A 22,929-nucleotide genomic window follows, 5' to 3' on the forward strand; every position below is an offset into this window, starting at 1 on the left:
GATGGTACGCCGAAAAAAAAGAATTGGACGTGTCCTGTTAGGGATCATTGTCCTTCTGCTTGTGGTGATCGGTGCGGCGCTCTGGTTTGTTTATCCTACGCAATCGCTGGACATGCGTTACCGTTCCGTTGATTTCAAGGACAAGTTAATGACGATGGTGACAAACCGGGATACCCGCATGCTGCTAAGCACGGAGGAAGTCGGAGAGCTCAGCAAGAAGAACATGGTCAAATATATGAACACCCACGACTTAGGCGTTGACATTACGGGAGCTGACTTCGTGATGAACGGGACCAGGATGACGGCTAATATGAACGGAAAATGGGGGATCGTGCCTTTTGGTGCCGTATTACGCTTTCAAATGTCAGCAGAGGGAAGCTATCTTCATTTAACTCATGAATCCACGACGATCCGCGGTGTGGATATACCCCTTCATTTGTTCCAACTTGATCCTATCCAGATATCGCTTAAAGATTATTTGCCGGACCTGGTAACCGTGAAGAATGTTAAGTTTCTATCCGATGGCCTAGAATTGAACTTTACGATGGATTGGATGTCCATCCCGTCCCTATTTAAATAAGCTACTAAATAGGCTAAAGACTCAGACAAGCACGTCTTGTCTCAGTCTTTTTTTGTTTTTATTAGTGATGTTATTGTTTTCTGAAAATAAATATGGAAAAAATACATATGTAAATATTGACACTGAAATCTTCACGCACTATAATCAATAATTGTTTAGTTTTTAATGTTTTAGCACTAAAGTATTTAAAAAAGTGGAAATTGGATCATTCTCGAGTGTGTGCTGGGCTTTAAAAGGAGTGTAATAAATACATGTCCATGCGGAGTGAAATACTAGAATTAGAGATGCTATTTAAGAAGATGGTTCGGACCGTACAGAACGAGTGGCAGAAGGAGGGGTTTCCGAAATTAGGCAGAACCGATTATACTGCCTTGGAAAAGCTCTATGAGCTTGGAGCTTTGAGGTTATCGGATTTGGCGGATGCTCTTCATGTGACTTGCGGCGCCGTGACAGGCATATCCGATAAATTGATCGAAGGCGGGTTCGCACGCCGGGTCAGGGATGAGGCAGACCGCAGGGTCGTTCATTTGGAGATTACGCCAATCGGACGTAGTTTGATTGAACAGCTTGCCAACAAACGTGCCGAGTTGAGTGATTTATTATATGGATTTCTCACAGATGAAGAGGTCAAACAGTTAAGTAGTCTGTATCGAAAAATTTTGACGAATGTTGAGCATATCCGAAATAAGAAAGAGAGTGAAAGCCGTATATGAGTACCCATTCTATTGCTCGCTCAGCCGAGCCTGTTAAGAAAGGCCCGATTATTGCTGCATTAATGATCGGGGCCTTTGTTGCTATACTTAACCAGACATTGATGAATGTCGCTCTTCCAAGCATCATGGAGAGCCTGAGTATCAAGCCGACGATAGCCCAGTGGCTGACAACCGGATTTATGCTCGTGAACGGAGTCCTGATTCCAGTTACCGCCTATCTCATCGCGCGATTCTCTACAAGACAGCTGTTCATTAGTGCGATGACATTGTTTTCAATAGGCACCCTGCTGTGTGCTATCAGCCCGAACTTTGCCTTCCTACTCACCGGACGGCTCGTCCAGGCCTCCGGTGCAGGTATCCTTATGCCGCTTATGACGGTCGTGTTCCTGAATATTTTCCCTATTGAAAATCGCGGCAAAGCGATGGGTATGATGGGGATTGCCATGATATTTGCGCCTGCCATTGGACCTACGCTTTCAGGATATATTGTGGAGCACTATGATTGGCGCGTGTTATTTTACATGATCTTACCGTTTTCCATCATTGCGACATTAATCGGAGTTTTCTTTTTGAAAAATGTGACCGAGGCCAGCAGACCCAAGCTGGATATGATTGCGGTAATACTGTCTACGCTGGGTTTTGGCGGTTTGCTGTATGGGTTCAGTGATGCGGGAAATGACGGGTGGTCAAGCAAGCAGGTTATTATATCCCTGGCCGTTGGCGTGATCGCGCTCATCCTGTTTGTATTGCGCGAAATGAAAACTGACAATCCGATGCTGGAGTTCCGAATTTTTAAATACAATATGTTCACACTAACAACGCTTATCAATGTCATCGTTACGATGGCTATGTACTCCGGTATGATCTTGCTGCCGATTTATCTTCAGCAGATTCGTGGGTTTACACCGATGGAATCCGGACTTCTTATGCTGCCTGGAGCTATTCTGATGGGAATCATGTCGCCGATTACCGGAGCAATATTCGATAAAGTTGGCGCCAGATGGCTTGCCGTTATCGGTCTAGGTATTACTGTCATCACGACTTGGGAATTCAGTAATTTGACCGAGACGGTATCTTACACTCAGATGATGGTGATCTATACGGCCCGCATGTTTGGGATGTCGATGCTTATGATGCCAATCCAGACCGCTGGATTGAATCAGCTGCCGCGGGCTATGAATGCCCATGGTACGGCTATGTCGAATACACTCCGCATGATATCGGGCTCGATCGGTACAGCCATCCTCGTTACGGTCATGTCGACCCAGGCGGAGAACAAGGGGGCAGCCTTGATGAAGTCAGGATTATTTGATCCGCAGAATCAGGCTGACATGCTAAAACTTGGTCATGAAGCGACGATATATGGTATTAATTATGCTTTTGTGATCGCTACGTGGATCAGTGTTGTTTCCTTGATCCTCGCATTCTTTATTAAGAAGACGAAACCTGCAGTAGAGCAGAAGTCTTCTTTGGATAGAAAGGCTGTGGCTAAGAACGTCTAGCCTGGTTTAGGAAATTTTGCTGGAATAGAAAAAGGGTGTCCTGTCCGCTCATGAGCAGACAGGACACCCTTTTCTTATTCTTATGTTTTATATGCGGGCTTTAGCTGCTTCACATACTTCGTCTGCGTCCGGTAAAGAGCGAGATTACAAACAGGACAACGAAGATAAAGAACAGTACCTTCGCAATGCCGGCTGCAGCCTCAACGATACCGAAGAAACCGAAGATCCCTGCAATCAGTGCAACAACTAGAAAAATTACGGACCATTTTAACATCCTATTCACCCTGCTTTCTTCTTCAATATGATTTGGATATACATGAAAGTTGCCAAAAGATCTAAGAAGTAGAATACACCCAAGCTTGAAGATGATTGGGAGCCATCGGCTGTTGTCTTTAGCGCCCTTCGTAGTGTTCTTTAACCGGGGTAGCAGGGGATGAAACAAGCTGGAAAACAGTGGTGCAGCAGCCAGGGGATCCTTTGTTTCGTGAACTGGGGGATCGGGTAACTATTGCGTAACGTAAACCAATACCACGTGAAAGTGAGGGACATGTATGCTAACACAAATCAGTGTTGCCATTATTGCTTTGGCATTTGCGGTTCTTGTTTTCTTCTTGATTAAAACATTAAAGGCCGCGACGCAATCGCTCGAGAAAGTAACTCAAACACTCCAGGAAGTTCAGAAGACGGTGGACGAATTGACCTACGAGCTGAAGCAGACCATTCGAAATACGAACGATATTACGGTGGATGTACAGCATAAGATGAAACAGATTGATCCGGTGATGGATACCGTTAAGAATCTGGGTGAAGCTTTAAGCGAAGTCACCTATGCAGTGAAACAAGTATCTTCCGGTATGGTTAGCAAGTTCAAGCAATCCCGCACCGAGCAGAAGAAAGAGCAGCATGTGCGCACTGAGGTACCTTTGACGGCTTCGGAACGCACATTCCAGTCTTATGATGCGGTATATAACCATGATGCCGAACCAGCACAGGAGAAGAGCCGCAGTCGAAACTGGTTAGGTTATGTGGATACAGCGGTTGGCCTGTGGAACAGCTTCCGCCGTCAGAAAGCCAGATAACAAAAGCCCTTGTCGTATAGCTCTGCAAGAAGATAGGAGGAAGCCGCATGTGGAATGTCACACTGTTGATGGTAGGGCTTTTGATTTTCTCCGGAGGTGGAGGTGCTGTGGAACAGGCACAGCATACTGCCGGGTTGTCGCAGCTGCCTATTATTCATACCGCTTCGGAAGTTGGACAAGCACACACTGGCGATAACTCTTTGAAGAGCTATGGGGCCTTAAACGGGATATCGCTGACTGATCACAAGCGTGAAGTGATCCGGAAGCTGGGACCACCCGAACGAATTGAACATGAGAAACTGAGTGGAATTGCCATACTTCATTACAGAGAAATGGAAGTAGGGGTTCGAAACGGGTACACGGAATATGTACATGTTGACTCTAGAGCTTCATCATTTCAATTGGAAAACCAGCGTATAAGTATGACACCTGCTCAGGTTCGGGCAACTCTGGGACAGCCATATTTTAAAGCGGAAGACGGAGATGTTTACCTTGAGGATCATAACGCGCTTAAGGTATATATCGATCCGGACTCCGGCCAGATTACAGGAATTGATTTATTTTTTGATTATAGCCAATAGAAGTTGTTTCAACTCAGACTATTCTGGTTAATAACAATTGGACTATAACCTAAATTCGAATATTTACAAGATTAGGGGAGGTTTTAAAGTGAATTTATCTAATGAGAAGTCTTATGCAAAAGTCGTTGAGAATGGTACGCAAGCCGTTCAGGAAGTAGAGAATCTTAGACAGTCCGGTTACGATCATGATCGTATTTTTGTAATAGCCCATGATTCGGATAAGACGAGCCGGATTGCAGAGGCATCTGATGCCAACAATGTGGGCATCAAGGAAGAAGGCGTATTTGACGCTATTGCGAATTTATTCCGCTCTCGTGGTGACGAGCTCCGTGCCAAAATCGAATCGCTTGGATTTACGGAAGCTGAAGCGGGGTTTTACGAGAAGCAGCTCGACCTTGGCAAAGTACTCGTTATAGCCAAGAAAGATTAATTCATCTGCCTTAAGGCTGGATTAGCAGCAGAGATTATAGACTTAGAACATAGATAAGGAATGAGACAGGTGAAGTCTCATTCCTTATCTATGTTTTAAAAAGGATGTTCCATAAACCTTATAAAAGTGGAATATTCAAGATGCAGATCCTTTTTCTATGGCACTTAACGCTACCCTTATTATAGTATAATAGTAGGAAAAGGATTTCTATCGCATAAACCGTAACGTTAAAGGAGAGGGAAATGAGAATATTAATCGTAGACGACAATCCGACTAACGTCATCATTATTCGAGAAATCTTGAAGAAAGAAAACTACCGAAACACCCTGTCTGCATCTTCAGCCCTAGAAATGCTGGAGCATCTGGGTATAGGAAATCAGAATGAGGACATGCAGCCCCGCCGAGCGGACGTTGACCTGGTTCTTCTCGATATGATGATGCCTGAGATGGATGGGATCGAAGCCTGCCGGATTGTTCAACAATATGAGCATTTGAAAGATATACCGATTATTATGGTCACCGCAGTTGGAGATTCCAAAAAGCTGGCAGAAGCTCTGGATGCGGGAGCTGTCGATTACGTGACGAAGCCGATTAACAAGGTCGAGCTGATGGCACGCATTCGACTTGCGCTCCGTTTGAAGCAGGAGAAGGATTGGCATATTGAGAGAGAACAACGGGTCCAGGCTGAGTTGAAGCTTGCGGCCATGGTACAAAGTGCAGTGCTAAGCTCACCAATTGAAGATGATCAACTGGAGATTCATGCGCTGTATCAGCCCTCGGCAGAGCTTGCCGGAGATTTGTATGCATGGTACCCGCTGGGTGAGGGCCGGTATGGTGTGATTCTGCTGGACATGATGGGACATGGGATTACTTCGTCCCTATTTTGCATGTTCATCGCTTCGGTTTTGAAAGACACGGTCACAACCTATGTCGAGCCCGAGAAGGTGGTACAGGAATTGAACCGCAGATTCAATCAGTTGAATCTGGGCGAACAGTTGATACAGTACTATTTTACAGCCATCTATCTTGTAGTAGACACCCGTCTGAAGCGAGTGGATTATGTCAATGCGGGACATCCTCCGGCTTTGTTCTTCCAAGATAGCGGAGAGATCATGACATTGGATCAGGGATGTTGTCCTGTGGGCCTATTCGACCGTATTGAAGATATGGAGCCAAGAAGTTTTCCATATGAAGGTGAAGGACATTTGGTCATGTACACGGATGGCTTGCTGGAACTGATAGAGGGTGGACATGATGAGAAGCTCAATCACCTGAAAGAGCATATGAGCGGCCATCATTACTGGAGAGAAGAAGAGATGAAAGAGCTGTATTTTGTGGATGATCCATCGCAGGAGCGTGAGGACGATAAGTGCCTGGTTTGGATATCTCTTAAAAAAGGAGAGGGAACCAATCAATGAAGCTTAGAAGCAAGTTAGTGATCGGCTTTACGACTTTACTGGCCCTCATGCTGGTTCTGACCCTCATTGGGTATGATCGAATCAGCTTCATGAACAGCCAGATGGATACCATATTCCAGGATCGCTATCAAAAAGTGCGCAACTCCAGCGGAATGCGCGGAGAAGTCAATAATATGGCACGCGAGCTTACGAATATGATTTTGAGCAACGACGAATCTACCTTCGCTGTATCGAAACAAGAAATCGAAACGATGACCAAGCAAGCGGAAGATTATTTTGCTGCGATCAAGGAGAGCATAAGTGCTGCCGAGGAGCAGCAATTGCTGGTCCGGATTGAACGTGCAGTAAACGAATATCTCATCTATCAAAACAAGACTCTAGAGCTGCTCGCTTCCAATGATAATGATGGAGCTAATTCATTGCGAAACTCGACTGGGCAAGCTGCACAGGAAGAGATGCTGACTAGCCTGAACGAGCTCAGCGGCTATCAGAATCAGAAGATAAATGATGACATAAACACGGCTAAAGCAGCCTATGATCGGTCTGTTCAGGTATTTATTTATCTGATGGCTGGCGGGTTATTAGTAGGGATGCTGGTTATCCTGTGGATTCTTCCAAGTATTTCTCGGGGCATCAGTGTGGTCTCCATGATGTTGAAGAGCTTCGGAGAAGGCAGATTGAAAGCTATTAGCCGTATTAAAGTCACGTCCAAGGATGAACTGGGCGATGTGGCCCGTGTATTCAAGAAGCTGTCCGAAGACATCATTGAGAAGCAGCGTATCGAGGAAACCTATCTTCAGGCACAGCGTGATCAGTCTTGGCTGAACTCCAATATGGCCAGAGTTACGGAACTGCTGGAAGGTATTAATTCACTTGAAGAGGTGGCACAGCGTTTCATCAGCGAATTTACCCCGGTTATGGGAGCACATTACGGAGCCTTGTATATTCGTCAAGAAGACAAGCATCCGAACAAGCTCGAGATGAAAGGTTCATATGCCCATGAGGGCGGTGAAGAGCCTAAGACGGCCTTCATGATTGGAGAAGGGCTCGTAGGCCAAGTTGCTCTGGACAAGAAGCCGATTACTTTGAAAAGCCCGCCGGAGGATTATGTGAAGATACAATCCGCGTGGGGATCTTCCAAGCCGACTACCATCATGATCTATCCGATCCTGTTTGAGAATGAAGTCCTCGGTGTTGTGGAGCTAGCCGCATTTGAGGAAACCACAACCTTAGAGGAACAGCTGTTGGCACAGCTGAGCCAATCTCTCGGCATCATTCTGAATAATATTACAGGCCGACTGCGGGTTGAGCAGCTGCTGCGCGAATCGCAGGCCATGACCGAAGAGCTGCAGGTTCAGTCGGAAGAACTGCAGACTCAGCAAGAGGAGCTTCGCCGTTCCAACGAGAATTTGGAGGAGCAGACCGATGCACTCAAACGCTCCGAGGATCTGCTTCAGCGTCAGCAGGAAGAGCTGGAGCACTACAATACCGAGCTTGTTGCCAAGACACGGGCGCTTGAGGAGCAGGTACAGGAAGTAGAAGAAAAGAACGATGAGATAGAAAAAGCGCGAGGGCAGCTTGAGCAGCAAGCCAAACAACTTTCGATTACAACGAAATACAAGTCGGAGTTTATGGCGAATATGTCCCATGAATTGCGGACCCCTCTGAACAGTCTGCTGATATTGTCGCAGTTGCTGTCTGAGAATAAGGATGGTAATCTAAGCGCCAAGCAAATTGAATATGCACAAACCATCTATATGTCCGGCGCGGACCTGCTCAAGATGATTGATGAAATTCTTGATTTGTCCAAAGTGGATGCAGGGAAAATGGATATCAATTATGAAGATGTTCAGCTGTCGGATATTGAATCCTTCGTGGAACAGAATTTTGCCGCATTGGCATCCCGCAAGGATATTGATCTTAAAGTACAAATCGCTGAGGATATTCCGCAAAGCATTGTAACGGATAGCCATCGTGTGAAGCAAATTTTGCGCAATCTGTTGTCAAATGCCTTCAAGTTTACAAATCGCGGCTCTGTCGAGCTGCATGTAGAGAAGGCAGACAAAGAACGGGTTCCGGTTTATCTAAATGATGAAGCTGACTATGTGGCATTCTCGATCAAAGATACAGGAATTGGTATTCCTGCTGATAAAACAGATCTGATCTTTGAAGCTTTCCAGCAGGTAGATGGCACAACAAGCCGCAAATACGGGGGGACCGGGCTTGGTCTGTCAATCAGCCGTGAGCTCTCTCGTTTGCTGGGCGGTGGCATTCTGGTGGAATCGGAAGAAGGCAAGGGAAGCTGCTTTACGCTTTATCTGCCTGACAGTCATCCGGCGATGGGGGAGAGCGCACAGGAAGCAGCCGCTACAGTGGAGACGCCGCCTGCGAGCCAGATGATCATTCCGAAGGCGAAGACAATCAGTAAAGAAGCGCCATCATCCGAAGTACAAGTGGAAGACGATCGGAACCAATTGGGGCCTACGGATAAAATCTTGCTTATCATTGAGGATGACGTGAAGTTTGCCAGAATCCTTCTGGATATGGCCAGAAGCCGCGGCTTCAAAGCATTAGTTGCACTTCAAGGGGATATCGGGTTGGAGATGGCAAAATCATATATACCTGATGCGATTATTCTGGATATTCAGCTACCGGTCATTGACGGCTGGTCTGTAATGGGCGAGCTGAAGAGCTCGGCGGTTACCCGTCATATTCCCGTACATGTCATCTCTGTTGTGGATGAAGTGAAGCAAGGAATGATGATGGGGGCCATTGCTTATTTGAAGAAACCTTCATCCAGAGAAGCTCTGGAGGATGCATTTACGCACATTGAGTCGTATGCAGAGAAATCGATGAAACATCTTTTGATCGTAGAAGACGATGATATTCAGCGAAATTCCATCATTGAATTGATTGGTCATGATGATGTGTCGATCACCGCTGTATCTACTGGAGCAGAAGCGCTTCGCGAGCTGCATAAACAACGATATGATTGCATGGTGCTTGACCTGATGCTGACGGACATGACAGGTTTTGAGCTGCTGGATCAGATTCGGGATGACGAGAACTTAGTAGATTTGCCTATAATTATATACACAGGTAAGGATCTGGATTCGAAGGAAGAGATGCAGCTTCGCAAATATGCCGAGTCTATCATCATAAAAGACGTCAAATCACCAGAGCGGCTCTTGGATGAAACTACGCTCTTCCTTCATCGGGTAGAAGCCGATTTGCCGGAGGATAAACGTGAAATTTTGCAAAAGCTGCATAACAAGGAAGAACTGTTTGAAGGTAAGAAGATCCTGCTTGTCGATGATGATATTCGCAATGTATTTGCCCTTTCCAGTGTGTTGGAGGGATATAATATGGAAGTTGTCTTCGCTGAGAATGGCCGGGAAGCCATAGAGCTGCTTCAGGAAAATCCGGACTTTGACCTGGTATTAATGGACATGATGATGCCGGAGATGGACGGTTACGAGGCGATGCGTCGATTGCGCGAAATGCCGGAGTTCCATAAACTTCCGATTATAGCGTTGACGGCCAAAGCGATGAAAGAGGATCGGGCGAAGTGTATAGAAGCGGGTGCTTCCGATTACATGAAAAAACCGATTCAGACGGAGCAACTTCTTTCGCTCATGAGGGTTTGGTTGTATTCGTAAGCTGCTTTTGTGGGTAAAGTACAAGTAGCAAATAACACTCGGAAAGCGGTGTAAACGTAATGCCATCTGGTGACCATACTGAAGAGCAACTGTTATTAATAGAGGATAGTGATAGTGAGCGTGAGCTGGAGCAGATAGAGATTGAGCTTCTTTTAGAAGGAATTCACCGATTCTATGGGTACGATTTTCGTAATTACGCGCTTCCTTCATTGAGACGGAGGATCTGGCACCATGTGCATGCCGAAGGCGTCTCCACGATCTCTGCCCTACAGGATAAAGTACTACACGAACGTTCTTGTTTTGAACGGCTTATATATAATCTATCGATTCCGGTCACGGAAATGTTCAGGGACCCGAATTTATTCCTGACATTCAGGAAGACGGTTGTTCCGCTGCTTCGTACGTATCCCTATATACGGATCTGGCATGCGGGATGTTCGACCGGTGAAGAAGTGTATTCCATGGCCATATTGCTTCATGAAGAAGGACTGTATGAGAAATCCCGGATATATGCGACTGACATGAATTCACGTTCTCTCCAGCAAGCCAAGGAGGGGGTATTCGACATCAAACGCATGAAGCAATACACTAAGAATTACTTGGAGGCGGGCGGGACACGCTCGTTCTCCGAATACTATACAGCGAAGTATAATTCGGTTATCTTCCAACCGTTCTTGAAGAAAAACATGATATTTGCCGAGCATAATTTGGCGACCGACCGCTCTTTTAACGAATTCAACGTGATCTTTTGCCGTAATGTCATGATTTATTTTAATGACCAGCTGCGGGACCACGTTCATGGATTATTTCACGAGAGTTTAAGCCATTTCGGTATTCTTGTTCTGGGTGCTAAAGAGTCCATACATTTTACGGAATATAGTGAAGCATACGAGACTCTGGACCGGGTTGAGAAAATATACCGGAAGATTAAATAGAAGTAATGTAGGAGGAACTTATGGGGTTTCACGAACCGATTCATATTTTATTGGTAGATGACCGCCCTGAAAACTTACTTGCACTCGAAGCTGTACTGGATAGTGAACAATACACGCTTATTAAAGCAACTTCAGGAGAAGAGGCATTGCGCTATCTTCTGAAGTATGATTTTGCCGTGATTGTTCTCGATGTACAGATGCCTGGCATGGACGGTATCGAAACAGCAAGGCTGATCAAGGCGAGAGACAAGACGAAGGATATTCCGATTATTTTCATTTCTGCGAATAGCAAGGATGCGGAGCACCTGTTCGCAGGATACTCTGCGGGAGCAATCGACTATATGGTCAAACCCTTTATTCCTCAAATTTTGAAATCCAAGATCGAGGGTTTTGTCGATATGTATCAAACCAATAACAGGCTAAAGATCCAGTCTATGCAATTGCATCAGAAGACACAGGAACTGGAAAAGACGAATCGTGAGCTTGTGCAGGCTAAAGAAGAAGCAGAGATTGCGGCTAAGGCCAAAACGGAATTTCTGGCGATGATGAGCCATGAGATCCGTACCCCGATGAATGGTGTAATCGGTATGATAGATCTATTGATGGACAGTGACCTTCAGGAAGAACAGCGTGAGTACGCAACGATTATCCGCAATAGCGCAGATGCTTTGGTTAATATCATTAATGACATCCTGGATTTCTCCAAGATGGAATCCGGCAAAATGGAGCTCGAGGAGTATCCGTTTGATCTCAAGTCATGTGTTCAGGAAGTGTTTGGCTTGTTCTCTGGGGAAGCCTCCAAGAAGAATTTGGAGCTTTCTTGTTATATTGAGGATCGAATTCCGACGATGGTGTACGGTGACATGGGACGTCTCCGGCAAGTGTTGGTGAACCTGGTTTCTAATGCTGTAAAGTTTACGAACGAGGGAGGCGTATACTTGGTCGCTTCGCTTGTCAAAGCCGAAGAAGACCGGTTAACTCTCGAATTCACAGTAAAGGATACCGGTATTGGCATCTCAGGGGAAAAATTAGATCGGTTGTTTAAGCCGTTTTCTCAACTGGATTCTTCGATGACCAGACGTTATGGAGGAACAGGGCTTGGACTTGCGATCTGTAAATCGCTCGTACAGATGATGGGCGGTGAGATCGTAGTTGAATCCAAAGAAGGTCAGGGAGCTACCTTCGTGTTCACGATCTGTGTCCACACGCATGAGCAAGGGGATTTGCGGATCCGGGAAGAGGATCATTCCGATAAATACCGGCTGCATCGAGAAAGGCAGCCGAATATCCTGATTGTGGATGATCATCCGATTAATCGAAAGCTAATGGACAGTATGCTGGAAAAGATGGGACTCAAAGCAGACTTGGCAGAAGACGGAAAACAGGCGGTCGAGATGGTTGCGGGCCCTAAAGTTTACGATATGATTTTTATGGATCTACAGATGCCCGTCATGGATGGATTAGAAGCAACCCGCCGGATCCGGGAGATGAAGCCTGAGGGGGAAGCTCCTGTATTGGTTGCTATGACAGCCAACGTGATGGATGGGATCCAAAAACGGTGTTTTGATGCAGGTATGAATGATTATATTAGCAAGCCCGTCAAAATCAGCTGCGTGAAGCGTCTGATTTCTCGTTTTTCGCCTGCAGAATCAATAGAATGGGGCGATACCCATGGTGCGGTTCGTATGATTAACGGCTAACAAGCGGGAATCTTCCAGATATTAGCGAGAGGCTGCTTCCCTCAAAGCTGTTTCAACAAGCAAGATAACGGGTTATGTAAAGAGAAAACAAATTATTGGGAGAGAGTGTCTATGAATACAAAAACGAATGATAAGTTCAATGCGAAGACTCAGTTAAACGAGGGTGTGTGCACTGTGTTTTTGAGCGGAGAACTTGATCTGTCTGTCGCTCCAGATTTTCGATTGGTGATGGAACCCCTTGTTGGCAATTCCGAAGTAGACCTGATCGTCAACATGAAAGACATGACATATATTGATAGTACGGGCATTGGTATTCTTCTGTCGATCCTGAAAGCCAGACATGGCATGGAGGCGCGCTTTGCAGTTGAGGAAGTACCGCCGCAAATTCAAAAGCTGTTTGATATGACGGGCATCGCGAAGTTTTTTCAGTCGTAAGAAGAATTCCCAATAGGAAAGGATCGAAAGAGAATGAATTCAGATGTTCAGAGAGTAACGCTTAATTTGCCTGCCAGTGCGGAATACGTAGATATCGTTAGACTGAATTTATATGGAATAGCCTCCAAGATGGGCTTCTCCTATGAAGAAATTGAAGATATGAAGGTTGCGGTATCCGAGGCCTGCAACAACTCCGTTTTGTATGCTTACAGTCAGGAAGGCGGAATGGTAGAGGTATTGTTTCAAGTGACCCCCGATTCGCTATCTATTACGGTCAGAGACGAAGGGGAGAGTTTCGACAATGTGGGTGCAGTAGGCGATCGTTCACTGCATGACAAAGATCTCAGCGAGGTCCAAATCGGAGGACTTGGCTTCTATCTGATGGAGGCGCTTATGGATGAGGTGAGCGTAACAAACCAGACCGGAAAGGGAACTGAGGTTACGCTGACGAAGCGGCTCGCAAGAAGCGAGGAGCCAGTATGAGCGATAAGGTAACCTCCCAAGAGTCAAGAGATGAAGCAGTAGAGCTAATACAACAGTATCAGGAGACCAAGGATAACGAGATCGCGACCGTGTTGATTAAGAAATACGAACCGATGGTCAAGATGGCTGCTGGCAAGATTGCGCGAAATCGACCAGATCTCTATGAAGATTTATATCAGGTCGGCCAAATGGCTTTGATCCGCCTGCTTCAGCAATATGACATCAGCCTTGGCATACCGTTCGAGCCGTATGCTATGAAGAGCATGATTGGACATATGAAGAACTTCCTTCGAGATAAATCTTGGTACATCCAAGTTCCGAGACGTATCAAGGAGAAAGGCGCTTTAGTTCAGCAGGCGATTGATGAATTAATGGTTAAGCTCGAAAGATCTCCGGATGTGAATGAAATTGCAGACTACCTGGATCTTTCTGTTGAGGAAACGGTTGAAGTATTAGCGGGACGGGAATGCTATCATTATGTATCGCTGGACTCACCGTTGTCTCAGGAAGAGACAGGGGCAACGCTTGGAGAGCTGATCAGCTCGGATGTAAATGATTTTGATTCCGTTGAGAAACGCATGGATCTTCAGCAAGCGATGAGCCAGTTGAAGGAGCAAGAACAGAAAGTGTTGTTGCTGGCATTTCAGGAGGGACAGTCTCAGAGGGCTATCGCTCAGAGGTTAGGGGTATCACAAATGAGTGTCTCGCGTATCCAAAAGCGGGCAACCGAAAAATTGAAGCAGATCATGTCCAATTCTTCTTACTGATATGGACAAGCCTCGTAGAGACAGACGTATGGACGCATAAGGCGCGCTTCCTCCATCATGGGAAAGCGTGCCTTTTTGGTACCCAATTTTATTCGGAATCTTGGAAAGGAGTTGTATCGAAATCATGACGGGGTCAAACGGGACGGAGAGTCGGAATATCCATACATTTCCGAAAGGGTGGGAGTGGTACGATGTTCAGATTGATCATTGGCAGTCCTCTAGGATTGAAGAGCTTCGGGTACAATATCCTTACACAGCCGAATGGTTTGATCTGGCACCCTCGTTAGAGGAACGTAATTATTTATCCGTCCGGTTCAGAGACGGGGTAGAAGCCGTTATGATGGGGACCATGATCTATAAAGTGATGGATGCCACCGCCGACAACTATAAGTTGGAACAATTCTATTTCTATATAGACAATAACGTGCTGATTACGATTAATTTGGATGAACATACACGCTGCGTGATGACTAATTCGGAGAGGTTCTCAATGCTTAATCAATGTCAGAGACCCATAGATGGCATGTTTGTATTAGCCCGGGCAATACTGCATTATTATCATACCGGCATGGATCAATTCGAGCATAACTTGAGGCTTGTCGAAAGTGAGATGCGTGTCCATAACCGCAAATCCTTAATGGATGATATTTTGACTGCACGATTTGAATTGTTGGATTGGAGCAATTTGTTTATTCCTTTTCAGGAACTAATCGCTGCTTCCAAGGAAGGATATCACGGGGAGCTGGATCATAGTCCTTCGTTTCAACAGCTCCAGCATCGTGTGGAACGACTGGGTAAGCTCATGCACCACTATGAACGCGAAATCGATACGCTGGTATCCATAGATGATGCCATATCGGCATTTCGTGGGAATGAAATTATGAAGACACTCACAATCTTAACGGTCATATTCACGCCGGCCACGGTCATTGGCGCGATATGGGGAATGAATTTTGAGAATTTGCCTGCTATTCGAACCTTTTGGGGATTTACGGCTATCAGCGGCTTAACGATCCTGTGGACCGGAGGTATGTACCTATGGATGCGTGCGAAGGGATGGACAGGGGATCTGCTTCGTGTGAAGGCCAAAAATAAGAACCTTTAAATATGCAAAAAACAGCTGTCAGCAGCAAATTCTAGCCCGGTAACCTGTTAAAGGAACCGGGCCTGTAATTATATGCTATCATTTTTTAGTTTGCTCTACATATCCCTGCAGATTTGAGATGAAATCGCCGATCATCGGTACATTGACGAAGAAACTGAGAATGTAACCAAGAAGAGCAAGCACCAGTGCAGTACCGACCGTTAGCCCCAAACCGCGGGCCAGTCCGGCCGAGAGGTTGGCGATGATGCGTTTCTTGGGATTCATATAATTATCGATCATGTCTTTCATTTCGGACTTTTCCAGTGTGGCAGCAATTTTATCCAGACGGGTATTCAGCTTTCTCACTTCATGCCTAAGCTCGAAGGGATGTTCCTGAACTTCCTCCGCCTCCCGAGCGTGCCTGTCCGTGTTTGAATGGTTCGAATCGACGGTTGCCCGTTGTTCCTCGGCTCGTCTGGGCAGACTCCCGCTTCGGTTTGCGAAGGTGGAGCCGCTGTTATATGGGTTGGCTTTACTCATGAGATATCCCCGCTTTCTAGGCTAATGGCCCGTTCATTTCCAGGAATTCACATCATTACTTCTCACGACCTGGCACAAAAATAGCCAGCTGTGTCAGCTGGCTATTCGTGACTTCACGAATTAAACATTCGTTGTCGATTTCATTTCGCGGCTGACATCAGAAGAGGTGTCCATTGCGTTGTCTTTTACATCCTTGGAAGCATTTGATACCTCATTCGAAACATCTGCCGATGCTTCCTTAACGCTCGACATAATGTTTTGACGGCCTTCATTTACGGTTGTCATGACATCAGAGGCTTTGCTGCCTACGGTCTTGGCGAGTTCGGAAGCCTTATCCCCAACGGTAGAAGCAACTTCCTTGGACTTTTCTGTAACCTTGTTCAGCTTTTCAGATAAATCACCACGCAATTCGTGACCTGGTTTTGGAGCGAACAACAGCGCTGCTGCTGCCCCTACCAAAGCACCGATAAAAGCACCTTTGAAGAATGTGGAACCACTTTGTACTGGATATTCTTGTTCTGCGTTATTCATAACATTCACTCCTTTAATTTAATATAAAAATGAATATAAACACGAGAATTTAGGCTGTGCGTCTAAACAACTTGGCAACAAGACCGAGCAGGAATACGAAAATGGCTGTACCTATAATAGCGGGCACAATGGCAAATTCGCCAATAACCGGGCCCCACGCTCCAAAAAGCCAAGGTCCGAGCCAAGCGCCTACGAAACCTGCGATCATGGATCCGATAATTCCACCCGGCATTTCATGACCAGCCAGCGCATCCCCGATAATCCCGATGATGATTGCCATCACGATGCTGATAATGATTCCCCACATACGATCGCCTCCTTTTCAGAGCAATGTCTTTCAAGTGGGCTTGCTTATCTCGTAATTAAACGTAAGGCCACATCGTGAAACAGGAGAAGCAGGAAACAGTAAACAAAATCAAGTGTCCACCCCCTATGGAACTTGCCATGCTGTTATTCATGGATTTTTGTACTATACTGTATACAGATTCGTACTCACACAAGAATAAGGAATGATACGGATTGCCTCATAAGATAAGGATTATTCCGAGGGATTTAAAGGAATAATGCAGCATAGACGGATATAGAAGGAGTTACACAAGCATGGACAATGTACTGGTAAAGGAATATCGGGCGAACATCGTGGAGTGCGTCCATAACGGACATATATGTATTGTAGATGAACAAGGAAACGTTCAGGCATATGCGGGAGACCCGGATTATATCGTATTTACACGATCCTCCGCAAAACCGCTGCAAGCGATCCCTGCGATTCGTGGTGGGCTGGCTGATCAATACGGGCTAACGAATGAGGAGATTGCCATGATGACAGCATCGCATCGGGCAGAACCCGTTCATATCGAAACTTTGAAAGGTTTGTCCAATAAGGTGAACATCAGCGAATCTTACATGGTTTGTGCTCCCAGCTGGCCTCTTGATGAGGAAAGCAAAGAACGGCTGCTGCGGGCGGGGAAAGAGAAGAGCAAATGGTATCATAACTGCTCGGGCAAGCATTATGGTATGCTGGCTTACTCTTTGATGGCGGGATACCCGTTAATTGGGTATGACCATCCAGACCATCCTCTCCAACAGGAGATTCTTCGAACGGTAACCGATTTGGCCGGACTGGCTCCCGGTGACATTCATTTAGGAACGGACGGTTGCGGCTTGCCAGTATTTGCCCTCCCGCTTCGTGCATTAGCAACAGCCTATATGAAGCTCGCAGTTCCGGAACGGATAGAGGATAAACCGACTCGGGATGCAGTTAGCCGAATTACGGGAGCCATGAATGCCGCTCCCTATATGGTGGCTGGCAAACAGAAAGTGGATACGCTCCTGTTGGAAGACTCTAATATCGTGGCGAAGGGCGGTTTCAAAGGGGTGTATTGCTTTGGACTGAAGAAGGAGCGGCTGGGGATTTCTTTTAAGATAGCGGACGGCTCGGAAGAAGAATGGGGCTGGATTGCGGAATCCATATTAGAGCAAATCGGATATAGCAATAAAAGCACCATCGAACGTCTGAAGTCTGCTTATCCCAAGGATTTAATCAATGACGAAGGCCTTAAGGTAGGCAAAACGGAAACCGCATTTACGCTAACCCGCTTATAAGGAACGCTGATTAGAGCGTAAACCACTGGGGTATTGAATAGTAAAAACGGCGGAGGTGACCGGACATGATTAAAATCATGACGGCAGCGGAAAGACATACTACCCATGAAGACGGTATTCATAGTGAATTCAGCTTTTCTTTTGGTGATTATATAGATCCACACAATGAACATTTTGGAAGTCTACTGGCACATAATGAATATACCCTTCAACCTATGGAAGGGTTTGATCGCAGATTTCATCATGATCTGGTGATAGTACATCTTGTGCTAGAGGGCACGTTAACGTATGAGGATGATACAGGGAAACAGGCGGATTTGACACCGGGAACGATTCATGTGTTGAATACAGGCTCCGGCGTTTATCATGCGGAGCGTAATGCTTCCGCATCCGAAGCAGTGCGCTATCTTGAGATGTGGTTTTTACCTGCTGAACCGGGCTTGGAGACGAGCCACTATCAGGAGATTTATACGCAAGAGGAGCGATTAAACCGACTGCTCCCGCTCTTGGGCTCAAGCCGCGGTGAGCTGAGTTCCCCGCAGTCGCTGGATATGGTCATGTACGCTAGCGTGCTGGAGACAGGAGAAGTGCTCGAATACAGTCTGGCCGAGGACCGAAGAATGCACGTATATGTGACCAGCGGTCATATCGAAATTTCCTCGGACGACGGGGTATTTGATGTTAAGGCCGGAGATGCGGCGCGGATCCAGCGTCGCCATAATCTTACGTTTAAGGGAAACTCAAGTGAGGGAAGCTCGGAAGTCATCCTGATTGACATGCCATAGCGGATCAAAGACAGCCCCCGGAAGTTCGCAAGATATGCGAACTTCCGGGGGCTGTGCTCTTTCAGGCGAATGATAAGCAATAAGGTTAGATCTACCGATTTTAACGATTTCCGCGGAGCTGTCCGAGCTCGGACACGACAGCCTCCACTTCTGATATGCTGAGGTTTTGTTTATTCATGACCATATCATACAAATCATAAATATCATCATATTGGTTAACTGAAAAGGCAGAGGCTTGCATTGCAGCCCCGGTGGCCATCCGAAGCTTGCTCTTAATCTGCTCAATCATATACTCGACATTTTCTTGAGATTTAATGTTCAAATCCATTATTACTAACACCATCCTCTCCTAGGCGGATTACGATATTCATCCCTGTATTGTACCATGTAATTATGCGGCTCGACCAATTCTTTTGCCATTAGGGACAGGGTTAGGTTAAAATCAATGAAAACCAATTAACGTGCAGGGGATGACAGCAGCGGATGAAATGAATGAGGAGGTCCGTCATGAGCGAGCAAGTCGGTAAAACACCAAGCGTGCATGCTGCCAAAATCAAAATGTCGGGCTGCGAACTAACGGATTTTTTTCATATAATTGCCCAGCGGCATGCGCTGGACAGTATTGTGTTCTTATGTATTGGCACCGACCGATCCACTGGAGATGCACTCGGGCCGCTGACAGGAAGCAGACTTAAGGAATACGGCTTTCCCCATGTGATCGGGACTTTGCCCGAGCCATGCGATGCTTTGAACCTCGAGACGAAATTGAGCGGAATACCCGAGGATAAAATTATTATAGCCATCGATGCTTGTCTCGGGCAACCCTCATCCGTCGGCTGCTTCTTTGCAAGTGAAGGGGCGCTGACGCCTGCTCAATCCGTCGGAGGGAAGCTTCCGGCAGTGGGAGATTACAGCGTGGCAGCAGTGGTGAACGTCCATGGCCCCAAGCCTTACTGGACCCTCCAGGTGACGTCTCTTTACGAGGTGATGGGGATGGCGGAGCAATTAGCGAAGATAGCCGCTTCAGCCTTTGGCCTTAGGGCGTAGGACATGCGTTTCAGTCAGAGCAATTTTGTTTAATAATAGATCATTCTTTATAAAATAATGGGTGTACACCTTTACGTACACACCCGCTGAATAGAAAGAAGGGTATCGCGATGGAAAAAGTACAATGCAACGGCAGCACAATTTGCTATGTTGATCAGGGACAAGGCGAGCCGCTCATTCTGCTTCACGGCTTCTGCGGAAGCTCGGCCTATTGGGAGCAGCTGCTGCCATTTCTTTCAGGCTTCAGGGTTATTGTGCCGGATCTCCGGGGTCATGGGCGGTCTGACGCACCGATGGGATCTTATACTATAGAACAGATGGCAGACGATGTATTGTTATTAATGGATGAGCTTGATATTCCGAAAGCAACCATGCTCGGACATTCCCTTGGAGGATATATAATGCTCTCGTTTGTCCAGCGCTATGCTTCCCGTTTGAGCGGCTTCGGTCTTATTCATTCCACAGCGTACCCGGATTCCGAAGAAGCGAAGGAGAGACGGGTGAAGGCCGTCAGTACCATTCAAGGGGAAGGCATTACGGCTTTTGTTGATGGATTGGTGCCTGGCTTATTCGCTCCGGATACGAACCCGCAATGTATTCAGCGGGCGAAGGAGATCGGCTATTTGACACCTCCACAGGGAGCGATCGGAGCGGCGCTGGCGATGCGTGAGCGTCCGGACCGACGTGATGTTCTTTCAGCATCTGTATTGCCTATCCTGCTTGTGGCGGGAGATCAGGACGGTTTGATTCCCGCCGAGCGTACTTTTACGACAGACCATGAGAATGTAACTCGAGTCGTGATTGAGGGTGCGGGACATATGAGCATGATGGAGCAGCCAGAAAAACTTGGTGAAGTGATTACTTCTTTTATGAATCAGCTTGAGCATGAATAAAGGCAGGACCATTGTCGCATCTTGTATAATAAACGGATACCTCTCCTGAGAGAGGTATCCGTTTATTCATTTTGGGAAGTTGAATCCTGCAGCCCTGGGAAGAGAAGAATGGGTAGGACCGGAGCCCACTGGAATTCTGGTTCCGAATAGCCTACAATTTAAACGTGCCGAATCGGTTTCTTGGCCCAAAGAAGATGGGCACATCAACATCAGCATCCGCTATGGGTGCCGACTGGGGGCGAGCGAATGTTTCGCAGGGATTATCTCGTGCGGCTAATTGAGGATATGACACAGATGATTGCCAAGGTGTTTTCGCTTAAGCAGGAGCGTAAACACACGGAAGCTTTATGGGAGCTGGATGAGCTGTTCAAACGGCAGTTCCGGTTGAACTCAGAACTGCTTCGTTCCTTGTCTGCTGCTGATATTGAACAGTTATTTCGTAATCATGGTTATCTGGAAGCGGACAAGCTGCAGAGTGCTGCTAGACTGTTGGAAGAAGAAGCATCATTACTGCTTGAGCTGGAACGTGAAGAAGAAGCGATTATGCTCTATATCAAAGTATTTCAGTTATATTTGAAGTCAGCCCTGCAAGGGGCAGACATGAAGCTGATCAGGCTCGAGGAACGGATCGGCTTGGTGAAAGAGCAATTAAAGGCGTATGCTTTGCCCGAAACGGCGCAGCGGGATTACTATGCCTACGCAGAGCAGCAGGGGATGTATGCAGAAGCCGAGAATATGCTGTACCAGCTGCTGGATAACGGTTATATGGAATATGACGAGGCAATCTCTTTTTATGAAAGATTATTGCTGAAGCTGCCGGAGGATCTGGCAAGGGGCGGGCTTCCGCTGGAGGAGGTCCACGAAGGCATCGACGAGCTTAACCGCCGCTGTCTGCATCTAACGGAGGGGAATAAGTAGCTTATCCTTCGTAATCAACATATCGACTAACATAAAGAAAGTGAGATGTACCTTTTGGATGCATTAAGAAAATTGATTCACACCATCATGGAAGAAGGCACTTTAATCACGGCTACGTTAAGCCAGCTCCGCAAGCGGGAAGGCATGACGTACAGCAAGGTTACGGTCAAGCCAGTCGAGCTTAAGAATAACAAGCTGCACTATCAGTTCGCCTATTACTCCGGAACGAAAGTTACCCATCAGAATGTGCCTGCAGACGAGGCCGAGGCGGTACTTATCGACATGTTCGAGAACGTATTCCGCCAAGCCATGATGTATACACCGGAAGCGGACTATCAGGTGCTGATCTCGAAGAAATACAAGGTTTCGATTCTGACCAAATCCGCCTCCAAGCAGAAGACGGACTTGTCTCATAATCGCAAAAAAACATATATTCTGGAAGAGGGAGAGCCGGTTCCGTTTCTGGTGGAGCTCGGCATCATGAGCGAAGAGGGCAAAGTATTTGCCCGCAGATACGATAAATTCAAGCAGATCAACCGATTCCTGGAGATGGTTGAAGATGTCCTCCCTCATTTGCCGGAGGATCGGCCGCTCACGATCGTTGATTTTGGTTGTGGTAAATCGTATCTCACCTTCGCTTTGTATCACTATTTGGCGATTACTGCGCGCAGAAAGCTGAATATTGTCGGATTGGATCTCAAGGCAGATGTCATCGAACACTGCAGTATGCTGGCGAAAAAACTGAATTACACCCAATTGCGGTTTCTTGTCGGCGACATTGCAGAATATGACGAGCTGGAGCAGGTGGACATGGTAGTTACGCTCCATGCATGTGATACGGCGACAGATGCGGCACTGGAAAAAGCGGTTCGGTGGGGAGCTTCGGTTATTCTATCGGTGCCTTGCTGTCAGCATGAGCTGTTCTCCCAAGTCCAGAGTCCTGTTATGGAGCCTTTGTTATCCCATGGCATTCTGAAGGAACGCTTCTCGGCCTTGGCCACGGATGCTATTCGGGCCAAGCTCCTCGATTTGATGGGGTATAAGACGCAGCTGCTGGAGTTTATTGATATGGAGCATACACCTAAAAATATATTGATCCGGGCAGTCAGCGGTTCTGCTGGCGACCGGGATAAGCTGTGGCAGGAATATACGGCTTTCCGCGACTTTTTAAGCGCCTCGCCATATCTTGAGCGGGCATGCAAGGACTTGCTGCCGGATACGTAGATTTTCATAATACAGACTGA

Annotated in this window: 25 protein-coding genes; 20 read left to right on the plus strand and 5 right to left on the minus strand. The window is 46.7% G+C overall.

From position 1 onward, the window contains the following. The first annotated feature begins 1 nt into the window (after position 1). The 3 genes from AM231_RS21175 (at position 2) to AM231_RS21185 (ending at position 2,795) form a co-directional block, all read left to right on the plus strand. On the plus strand, positions 2 to 580 hold the full coding sequence (locus AM231_RS21175) for a hypothetical protein (RefSeq protein ID WP_053491468.1): 579 nt from the start codon (positions 2 to 4) through the stop codon (positions 578 to 580). Between the two features lie 251 nt (positions 581 to 831). Further along, complete coding sequence (locus AM231_RS21180; RefSeq protein ID WP_053491469.1) at positions 832 to 1,293, plus strand: MarR family winged helix-turn-helix transcriptional regulator; 462 nt, start codon at positions 832 to 834, stop codon at positions 1,291 to 1,293. Next, positions 1,290 to 2,795, plus strand: coding sequence for a DHA2 family efflux MFS transporter permease subunit (locus tag AM231_RS21185; protein ID WP_054404393.1), 1,506 nt, complete (start codon positions 1,290 to 1,292; stop codon positions 2,793 to 2,795). Before AM231_RS21180 ends, AM231_RS21185 begins: the two co-directional genes overlap by 4 nt. Positions 2,796 to 2,904: 109 nt before the next feature. Here the strand turns inward: AM231_RS21185 and AM231_RS28395 are convergent, their stop codons facing one another. Beyond that, positions 2,905 to 3,069, minus strand: a complete 165-nt coding sequence (locus AM231_RS28395; protein ID WP_082341766.1) for a DUF1328 domain-containing protein — start codon at positions 3,067 to 3,069, stop codon at positions 2,905 to 2,907. A gap of 277 nt (positions 3,070 to 3,346) precedes the next feature. Between AM231_RS28395 and AM231_RS21190 the strand changes: the two genes are divergently transcribed. From AM231_RS21190 to AM231_RS21240, 11 genes are all read left to right on the plus strand, one after another. After that, entirely contained in the window at positions 3,347 to 3,874 is a 528-nt protein-coding gene (locus AM231_RS21190; protein ID WP_054404394.1) for a DUF948 domain-containing protein, read from the plus strand. A gap of 47 nt (positions 3,875 to 3,921) precedes the next feature. After that, the gene (locus AM231_RS21195) at positions 3,922 to 4,455 is read left to right on the plus strand and encodes a YceB family lipoprotein (protein ID WP_054404395.1); all 534 of its coding nucleotides are present in this window, start codon (positions 3,922 to 3,924) and stop codon (positions 4,453 to 4,455) included. Positions 4,456 to 4,543: 88 nt separating this feature from the next. Further along, positions 4,544 to 4,885, plus strand: a complete 342-nt coding sequence (locus AM231_RS21200) for a YflT domain-containing protein (RefSeq protein WP_053491473.1) — start codon at positions 4,544 to 4,546, stop codon at positions 4,883 to 4,885. A gap of 242 nt (positions 4,886 to 5,127) precedes the next feature. After that, complete coding sequence (locus AM231_RS21205; protein WP_054404396.1) at positions 5,128 to 6,303, plus strand: PP2C family protein-serine/threonine phosphatase; 1,176 nt, start codon at positions 5,128 to 5,130, stop codon at positions 6,301 to 6,303. Next, entirely contained in the window at positions 6,300 to 9,962 is a 3,663-nt protein-coding gene (locus AM231_RS21210; protein ID WP_054404397.1) for a response regulator, read from the plus strand. The genes AM231_RS21205 and AM231_RS21210 overlap by 4 nt, the downstream gene beginning before the upstream one ends. Positions 9,963 to 10,021: 59 nt before the next feature. Next, on the plus strand, positions 10,022 to 10,897 hold the full coding sequence (locus tag AM231_RS21215; RefSeq protein ID WP_054404398.1) for a CheR family methyltransferase: 876 nt from the start codon (positions 10,022 to 10,024) through the stop codon (positions 10,895 to 10,897). 20 nt (positions 10,898 to 10,917) lie between these two features. Next, positions 10,918 to 12,597, plus strand: coding sequence for a response regulator (locus AM231_RS21220; RefSeq protein WP_054404399.1), 1,680 nt, complete (start codon positions 10,918 to 10,920; stop codon positions 12,595 to 12,597). A gap of 111 nt (positions 12,598 to 12,708) precedes the next feature. Beyond that, a complete protein-coding gene (locus AM231_RS21225; RefSeq protein ID WP_053491478.1) occupies positions 12,709 to 13,032 on the plus strand; it encodes an STAS domain-containing protein in 324 nt (107 codons plus the stop codon). A 33-nt stretch (positions 13,033 to 13,065) separates the two neighbouring features. Further along, positions 13,066 to 13,515 (plus strand): anti-sigma B factor RsbW, encoded by a 450-nt coding sequence (gene rsbW, locus AM231_RS21230; RefSeq protein WP_054404400.1) that lies wholly within the window; start codon positions 13,066 to 13,068, stop codon positions 13,513 to 13,515. Continuing rightward, positions 13,512 to 14,282 (plus strand): sigma-70 family RNA polymerase sigma factor, encoded by a 771-nt coding sequence (locus AM231_RS21235; protein WP_054404401.1) that lies wholly within the window; start codon positions 13,512 to 13,514, stop codon positions 14,280 to 14,282. Before rsbW ends, AM231_RS21235 begins: the two co-directional genes overlap by 4 nt. Before the next feature lie 124 nt (positions 14,283 to 14,406). Then, a complete protein-coding gene (locus AM231_RS21240; protein WP_054404402.1) occupies positions 14,407 to 15,387 on the plus strand; it encodes a magnesium transporter CorA family protein in 981 nt (326 codons plus the stop codon). A 78-nt stretch (positions 15,388 to 15,465) separates the two neighbouring features. On the opposite strand, the gene AM231_RS21245 is transcribed toward AM231_RS21240, so the two are convergent. The 3 genes from AM231_RS21245 to AM231_RS21255 form a co-directional block, all read right to left on the minus strand. Further along, positions 15,466 to 15,906, minus strand: a complete 441-nt coding sequence (locus AM231_RS21245; RefSeq protein ID WP_053491482.1) for a DUF5665 domain-containing protein — start codon at positions 15,904 to 15,906, stop codon at positions 15,466 to 15,468. Between the two features lie 120 nt (positions 15,907 to 16,026). Then, positions 16,027 to 16,437 (minus strand): YtxH domain-containing protein, encoded by a 411-nt coding sequence (locus AM231_RS21250; protein WP_054404403.1) that lies wholly within the window; start codon positions 16,435 to 16,437, stop codon positions 16,027 to 16,029. Positions 16,438 to 16,486: 49 nt separating this feature from the next. After that, complete coding sequence (locus tag AM231_RS21255) at positions 16,487 to 16,744, minus strand: GlsB/YeaQ/YmgE family stress response membrane protein (RefSeq protein WP_053491484.1); 258 nt, start codon at positions 16,742 to 16,744, stop codon at positions 16,487 to 16,489. A gap of 293 nt (positions 16,745 to 17,037) precedes the next feature. Here AM231_RS21255 and AM231_RS21260 point away from each other — a divergent pair, with 293 nt between their 5' ends. Next, on the plus strand, positions 17,038 to 18,042 hold the full coding sequence (locus AM231_RS21260; RefSeq protein WP_054404404.1) for an asparaginase: 1,005 nt from the start codon (positions 17,038 to 17,040) through the stop codon (positions 18,040 to 18,042). A 65-nt stretch (positions 18,043 to 18,107) separates the two neighbouring features. Then, on the plus strand, positions 18,108 to 18,827 hold the full coding sequence (locus AM231_RS21265; RefSeq protein ID WP_054404405.1) for a pirin family protein: 720 nt from the start codon (positions 18,108 to 18,110) through the stop codon (positions 18,825 to 18,827). Positions 18,828 to 18,927: 100 nt separating this feature from the next. Here AM231_RS21265 and AM231_RS21270 read toward each other — a convergent pair whose 3' ends face one another. Beyond that, positions 18,928 to 19,155 carry a DUF1128 domain-containing protein gene (locus AM231_RS21270; RefSeq protein WP_054404406.1) on the minus strand — a complete coding sequence of 76 codons (228 nt, stop codon included), beginning with the start codon at positions 19,153 to 19,155 and terminating at the stop codon, positions 18,928 to 18,930. A gap of 179 nt (positions 19,156 to 19,334) precedes the next feature. Here AM231_RS21270 and yyaC point away from each other — a divergent pair, with 179 nt between their 5' ends. The 4 genes from yyaC to AM231_RS21290 all read left to right on the plus strand — a co-directional run bounded on the left by yyaC (position 19,335) and on the right by AM231_RS21290 (position 22,909). Next, a complete protein-coding gene (gene yyaC, locus AM231_RS21275) occupies positions 19,335 to 19,874 on the plus strand; it encodes a spore protease YyaC (RefSeq protein ID WP_054404407.1) in 540 nt (179 codons plus the stop codon). Between the two features lie 110 nt (positions 19,875 to 19,984). Then, entirely contained in the window at positions 19,985 to 20,767 is a 783-nt protein-coding gene (locus tag AM231_RS21280; protein WP_054404408.1) for an alpha/beta fold hydrolase, read from the plus strand. A gap of 180 nt (positions 20,768 to 20,947) precedes the next feature. Beyond that, a complete protein-coding gene (locus AM231_RS21285; protein ID WP_242615260.1) occupies positions 20,948 to 21,685 on the plus strand; it encodes a DUF6483 family protein in 738 nt (245 codons plus the stop codon). Positions 21,686 to 21,730: 45 nt separating this feature from the next. Further along, entirely contained in the window at positions 21,731 to 22,909 is a 1,179-nt protein-coding gene (locus tag AM231_RS21290; protein WP_053491491.1) for a class I SAM-dependent methyltransferase, read from the plus strand. The last annotated feature ends 20 nt before the right edge of the window (positions 22,910 to 22,929 follow it).

Origin of the sequence: Paenibacillus solani, from assembly GCF_001277345.1 — a bacterium.
GTDB classification, from domain to species: domain Bacteria; phylum Bacillota; class Bacilli; order Paenibacillales; family Paenibacillaceae; genus Paenibacillus_AQ; species Paenibacillus_AQ solani.

Coding starts and splice junctions, on each gene's coding strand:
- AM231_RS21175 (WP_053491468.1), top strand. CDS start 2: ATGGTACGCCGAAAAAAAAGAATTGGACGTGTCCTGTTAGGGATCATT.
- AM231_RS21180 (WP_053491469.1), top strand. CDS start 832: ATGTCCATGCGGAGTGAAATACTAGAATTAGAGATGCTATTTAAGAAG.
- AM231_RS21185 (WP_054404393.1), top strand. CDS start 1,290: ATGAGTACCCATTCTATTGCTCGCTCAGCCGAGCCTGTTAAGAAAGGC.
- AM231_RS28395 (WP_082341766.1), bottom strand. CDS start 3,069: ATGTTAAAATGGTCCGTAATTTTTCTAGTTGTTGCACTGATTGCAGGG.
- AM231_RS21190 (WP_054404394.1), top strand. CDS start 3,347: ATGCTAACACAAATCAGTGTTGCCATTATTGCTTTGGCATTTGCGGTT.
- AM231_RS21195 (WP_054404395.1), top strand. CDS start 3,922: ATGTGGAATGTCACACTGTTGATGGTAGGGCTTTTGATTTTCTCCGGA.
- AM231_RS21205 (WP_054404396.1), top strand. CDS start 5,128: ATGAGAATATTAATCGTAGACGACAATCCGACTAACGTCATCATTATT.
- AM231_RS21210 (WP_054404397.1), top strand. CDS start 6,300: ATGAAGCTTAGAAGCAAGTTAGTGATCGGCTTTACGACTTTACTGGCC.
- AM231_RS21215 (WP_054404398.1), top strand. CDS start 10,022: ATGCCATCTGGTGACCATACTGAAGAGCAACTGTTATTAATAGAGGAT.
- AM231_RS21220 (WP_054404399.1), top strand. CDS start 10,918: ATGGGGTTTCACGAACCGATTCATATTTTATTGGTAGATGACCGCCCT.
- AM231_RS21225 (WP_053491478.1), top strand. CDS start 12,709: ATGAATACAAAAACGAATGATAAGTTCAATGCGAAGACTCAGTTAAAC.
- rsbW (WP_054404400.1), top strand. CDS start 13,066: ATGAATTCAGATGTTCAGAGAGTAACGCTTAATTTGCCTGCCAGTGCG.
- AM231_RS21235 (WP_054404401.1), top strand. CDS start 13,512: ATGAGCGATAAGGTAACCTCCCAAGAGTCAAGAGATGAAGCAGTAGAG.
- AM231_RS21240 (WP_054404402.1), top strand. CDS start 14,407: ATGACGGGGTCAAACGGGACGGAGAGTCGGAATATCCATACATTTCCG.
- AM231_RS21245 (WP_053491482.1), bottom strand. CDS start 15,906: ATGAGTAAAGCCAACCCATATAACAGCGGCTCCACCTTCGCAAACCGA.
- AM231_RS21250 (WP_054404403.1), bottom strand. CDS start 16,437: ATGAATAACGCAGAACAAGAATATCCAGTACAAAGTGGTTCCACATTC.
- AM231_RS21255 (WP_053491484.1), bottom strand. CDS start 16,744: ATGTGGGGAATCATTATCAGCATCGTGATGGCAATCATCATCGGGATT.
- AM231_RS21260 (WP_054404404.1), top strand. CDS start 17,038: ATGGACAATGTACTGGTAAAGGAATATCGGGCGAACATCGTGGAGTGC.
- AM231_RS21265 (WP_054404405.1), top strand. CDS start 18,108: ATGATTAAAATCATGACGGCAGCGGAAAGACATACTACCCATGAAGAC.
- AM231_RS21270 (WP_054404406.1), bottom strand. CDS start 19,155: ATGGATTTGAACATTAAATCTCAAGAAAATGTCGAGTATATGATTGAG.
- yyaC (WP_054404407.1), top strand. CDS start 19,335: ATGAGCGAGCAAGTCGGTAAAACACCAAGCGTGCATGCTGCCAAAATC.
- AM231_RS21280 (WP_054404408.1), top strand. CDS start 19,985: ATGGAAAAAGTACAATGCAACGGCAGCACAATTTGCTATGTTGATCAG.
- AM231_RS21290 (WP_053491491.1), top strand. CDS start 21,731: ATGTACCTTTTGGATGCATTAAGAAAATTGATTCACACCATCATGGAA.